This window comes from Kitasatospora sp. NPDC056783, from assembly GCF_042789895.1.
Classification (GTDB): domain Bacteria; phylum Actinomycetota; class Actinomycetes; order Streptomycetales; family Streptomycetaceae; genus Kitasatospora.
Window position 1 is genome coordinate 1 of the sequence record NZ_JBHUAF010000548.1, and the last position, 4,176, is coordinate 4,176.

Annotated in this window: 5 protein-coding genes; 3 read left to right on the plus strand and 2 right to left on the minus strand. The window is 68.4% G+C overall.

What is annotated here, in order from left to right; all coding sequences use genetic code 11:
- Positions 1-188 (minus strand): hypothetical protein (locus ACFRMQ_RS38820; protein ID WP_380735607.1); only part of this gene is annotated, 188 nt, incomplete at its 3' end.
- Between the two features lie 226 nt (positions 189-414).
- On the opposite strand from ACFRMQ_RS38820, the gene ACFRMQ_RS38825 reads away from it, so the two are divergent.
- The 3 genes from ACFRMQ_RS38825 (at position 415) to ACFRMQ_RS38835 (ending at position 3,709) form a co-directional block, all read left to right on the plus strand.
- On the plus strand, positions 415-1,260 hold the full coding sequence (locus ACFRMQ_RS38825; protein ID WP_380735608.1) for a sigma factor-like helix-turn-helix DNA-binding protein: 846 nt from the start codon (positions 415-417) through the stop codon (positions 1,258-1,260).
- A 3-nt stretch (positions 1,261-1,263) separates the two neighbouring features.
- Positions 1,264-2,088 (plus strand): protein phosphatase 2C domain-containing protein, encoded by an 825-nt coding sequence (locus tag ACFRMQ_RS38830; protein WP_380735609.1) that lies wholly within the window; start codon positions 1,264-1,266, stop codon positions 2,086-2,088.
- A gap of 1,024 nt (positions 2,089-3,112) precedes the next feature.
- Complete coding sequence (locus ACFRMQ_RS38835; RefSeq protein ID WP_380735610.1) at positions 3,113-3,709, plus strand: lytic polysaccharide monooxygenase; 597 nt, start codon at positions 3,113-3,115, stop codon at positions 3,707-3,709.
- A 165-nt stretch (positions 3,710-3,874) separates the two neighbouring features.
- On the opposite strand, the gene ACFRMQ_RS38840 is transcribed toward ACFRMQ_RS38835, so the two are convergent.
- The gene (locus ACFRMQ_RS38840; RefSeq protein ID WP_380735611.1) at positions 3,875-4,054 is read right to left on the minus strand and encodes a hypothetical protein; all 180 of its coding nucleotides are present in this window, start codon (positions 4,052-4,054) and stop codon (positions 3,875-3,877) included.
- Positions 4,055-4,176: the final 122 nt, after the last annotated feature.

The window sequence follows — 4,176 nt, forward strand, 5'->3', positions numbered from 1 at the left end:
GAGGCGGTGAGCGTCATCTCCGGGTGGAAGGCCAGCAGGCCCACCAGGTCGAAGAACCGCAGCGACAGCGACACCCGCACCGAGACGCGGGCCTCGCTCTCACCCGGGTCCGCCTCGCCGAACAGCGAGACGTTCTGCTTCGCCGGGCCGACCGCGAGCGACGACTGAGTGATGAGCGGAGCGTGCATGATGGAACTCCCTTCACCGGGGCACGGAGCGGCGTACTGACTTGGCGGTTGGGCGCGCCGCTCCGCTGCATTTGTGCAGGTCAACGAAGTGCTAGGCCCGTTCTCTTATGTTGCTTAGGGGGGCTTTCGCTCTCTCGCGATACCCAAGGTAGGCAGTTGCTATCTGTGCGTCAAGCCCCTCTAGCGGTAGGCTTGCTTCGCCCCCCTAGGCAGTGAAGGGATCACCATGCACGAGGAGCTTGAGCGGGTGGCCGGCGTGGCCGTCCCGATCGAACGGGCCAAGGCGGCGATTGCCCTGATGGCGGACTACCAGAACCGGGTGGTCGAGCTGTCCCGCGTTCGCCGGGAGGCCATCGAAGAGGCGTCGGCGTCGGGCATGTCGCAGGCCGAGATCGCGGCCCTGCTCGGCGTGAGCCGCGGGCGTGTCGGTCAGCTCGCGTCCGCCGGCCCCGCGCCGGAGCGGGCCTTCTTCGGGCTGGGCCCGATGACCGTGGCGGTCGGTGGCAAGTACGAGGCGGGGAAGTCCCTGGAGGAGAACCCAAGCCAGGTCGTGACCAGGGAAGACCTGAACAACTACGAGCACCTGCGGAAGCTGTTCACGGGCCTGAAGCTCGACTCCGAGTACGAGGTCATCCCGCCGTCCGGCATCGTGAACCTCAACCGCGAGCACCTGGTCGTCATCTGCGGCCCGCGGCTGTCCCCGATCGTGGCCCAGGTGCTCGAAGGGGACGACAACCTGCGGTTCCGCAGGGACACGGCCTGGCACCTAGTGGACCTGCACACCGAGACGGAGTACCGCTCCCCGCTCGACGTGGACGGTACGGCCGGGGACGTCGGCTACCTCGCCCGGCTTCCCCGCCTCGACGGCAAGGGGACGTTCCTCTACGTCGCGGGCATCCACGCGATCGGCGCGAACGGCGTCGTGCACTACCTGGAGAACCACCTCGGCGAGCTGTACCGCGAGGTCCGGACGAAGCGTTTCTCCACGCTCATCTCCTGCCGTTACGACCCGAAGACCCTGGAAGTTCTGGAGAGCAGCAGGGTCACTCCGATCTACCGACACGAGGGCTGACAGATGCGCGTCTCCATCGCCACCGCGCCCGGTGGCGCGAACCCCAACGAAGACTGGGTGGCGGCCACGCCCACGCTCGCCGTCGTCCTCGACGGCCTGAGCACGGTCGGCCTGGACACCGGCTGTCGTCACGGAGTCCCTTGGTACGTCGCCCAGCTGGGCGGCCACCTGATGGCCGCACTGGCAGAAGCCGGCCGGCCGCTGGCTGACGGGCTGGCTCAGGCCATCGACCAGGTCGCCGCGCTCCACCCCGGTTGCGATCTCCGCAACCCAGGTACGCCGTCGGCAACGGTCTCGATCCTGCGGGCCGAAGCCGAGCACTTCGACTACCTGGTCCTCGCCGACTCGCCCATCGTCTTCGAGCGGACCAACGACTACCACGTGGTCACCGACCTGCGGGTGGACACCGTAGTACCTGAACTCCGGGCCGAGACAGAACGGTTCGCCACCGGGACGCCCGAGCACACGGAGGCCGTCCGCCGGATGGTCGAGGCCCAACGACTCACCCGAAACACCGTGGACGGCTACTGGGTGGCCGCCTCCAAAGGCGAAGCGGGACATCATGCAATCATCGGCGAGGTACCGCTCGCTGGCGTCCGCTCGGTGGTCGTCCTGTCCGATGGGGCCTCGCGCCTCGTGACGGAGTACGGCACGGCATCTTGGGCGACCGCGTTCGCAACGCTTCGGGAAGCGGGCGCAGACGGTCTGATCTCGGAGGTTCGGAAGGTCGAGGCCACGGACCCGGATGGGCGCTGCTGGCCGCGCTTCAAGTCGGGTGACGACGCAACCGTGGCGTTCTGCCAGCTGTCTGGAGTCGAGCCGAGCTGAGTCCACGAGCCGCGAGAGTTAGAGGTTTCTTTGTGACCTGCATCACGCCACAAAACAGGGCAAAGTATGACCCACGCCTGTGACCTGCGACACATAAAATAGGCTCGGAGCTACATGGCCGGGCTGCATTGTCGGGCCCGTGTGCTATGTCGACTGGTCGATGTTGAATCGTGCCTGGTCGTTGCCGGTGGCCGTGAAGCCGTGGCTGTTTCACGGGTGGTGACGGGCGACACGAGATCTGGGGCATTTTCGTCACCAAGCATCAAGTCGCATCACAGATGCACGACTTGCGATAGCCGGTGGTGTTGGGGCCATCATGGGCCAACGTCAAAGGCCACCCGCTCAGCAAGGGCCTAGGAAACCGTGCGCTGGGCGAGTGGCCAACACCCCGGAAGGTGTCCTATGAGTTTCTCTCTTGCCCCGAGGGCTTTGTCAAACCCTCCCCTGGTGCCGGTCCTGGCGCTAGTGATCGTCATCTTGGTGTTTGTCTGGCCGGCGGTAGGGTCGCTGGTGGCCGCGTGGGGGAACGCAGTTGCCCTCGCGAGTGCACTGCTTGGCACGGTTGGCGTCGGGTGGGTGAACCATGGTCGGCGTGAACGTCGAGCTCGTTGATCGGGGTGAGCCCTGGGCCGTCTGTGGGCCGTCCGGGGGTGACCAAAGGCGGCCAACGATGACAACTGTCGACGGCTCAGCCCCAGGTCAGGGGCGCTTGATCAGGCCCGAAAGGCCGACAGGCCAGACCCAGGGCAAGAAGTAAGCCCGACCGAGACTCGGCCCCGCCGCCCGGCCAGACCGGGGGCGGGGCGTTCCTCTTTCGGTCAGTTCGGGGCCAATCCGCATGCGCTGCCCGGGAGTTGGGCAGCTGGGAAAATGGTTCAGACCATTGACGGGTTCGGGGCCGGCTCCTACCGTGAGGGCACCGGACCGGCGCAGGCATGCCAGGAAGTCCCCGTCCGGGCCGCCGCACCCCACGCGCGCGTCTGCGCCCCGGCGCACACTCCATCCACCCCCACGGAGGAGCACCATGCGCACACGCCACATCGTCGGGGCGGCCGTCGCCGCGCTGGCGATCCCGCTGACCCTCGCCTTCCCGGCCTCGTCCCACGGCTGGATCTCGACCCCGCCCAGCCGCGCCGCCCTCTGCGACACCCACGTGAAGGGAGTCCCCTGGGACTGCGGCGACATCCAGTGGGAGCCGCAGAGCGTCGAGGGCCCCAAGGGCTTCCCGTCCCTCGGCCCCTCGGACGGAACCATCTGCGCGGGCGGCAACGCGCGCTTCGCCGAACTGGACGACCCGCACGCGGGCGCCTGGCCGACCACCAAGGTGACGGCGGGGCAGCAGCTCACCTTCACCTGGACGTTCACCGCCCGGCACGCGACCAGCGACTTCCGGTACTACATGACCAAGCCGGGCTACGACGCCAGTCAGCCGATCACCCGGTCCAACCTGGATCTGACGCCCTTCCTCACGGTCCCGTTCGGCGGGGTGCAGGTGCCGAGCACGCTCAGCCACACCGCGACCGTCCCGAGCGGGCGCACCGGCCACCAGGTGGTCGTCGCCGTCTGGAACATCGCCGACACCCCGAACGCCTTCTACTCCTGCACCGACGTGCAGTTCTGACGGCCCCGGCCGTCCGGGCCGAGGCGGACGCGAACGAGGTGCACGGCGGCCGGAATGCCGTGCACCTCGGGAGTCCTCGAAGCCCCTCGAACCCCTTGAACCCCTCGAAGCCCGGTGAATCCCTCGAAGTCCGGTGAATCCCCGTCCGGCGGATTCCCTGGCCGCTCAGTGGCCGCCGCAGCAGCCGCCGTCCACGCCGCCGCACTGGCAGGGCGCGCCGGACTGGCAGCCGCAGCCGCAGCCGGGGCCGCAGCCGCAGCCGGCGGCGAGGACGGGAAGCAGCTTCGGAGCGGGTGGCTCGACGGTGTCGTGGGCGGTTGCCGGTCGGGTCGGGTTGGCCTTCATCGAGCTTCCCTTCTGGTGACGGGCACGCTCCGGTGCCCCACCGTCGAGTGAAACCGCCGAACGGAGGGAGCGTCAACGGGCGCGCAGTGGTGGGCGCACGGAAGCCCGTGCGCCCACACCAC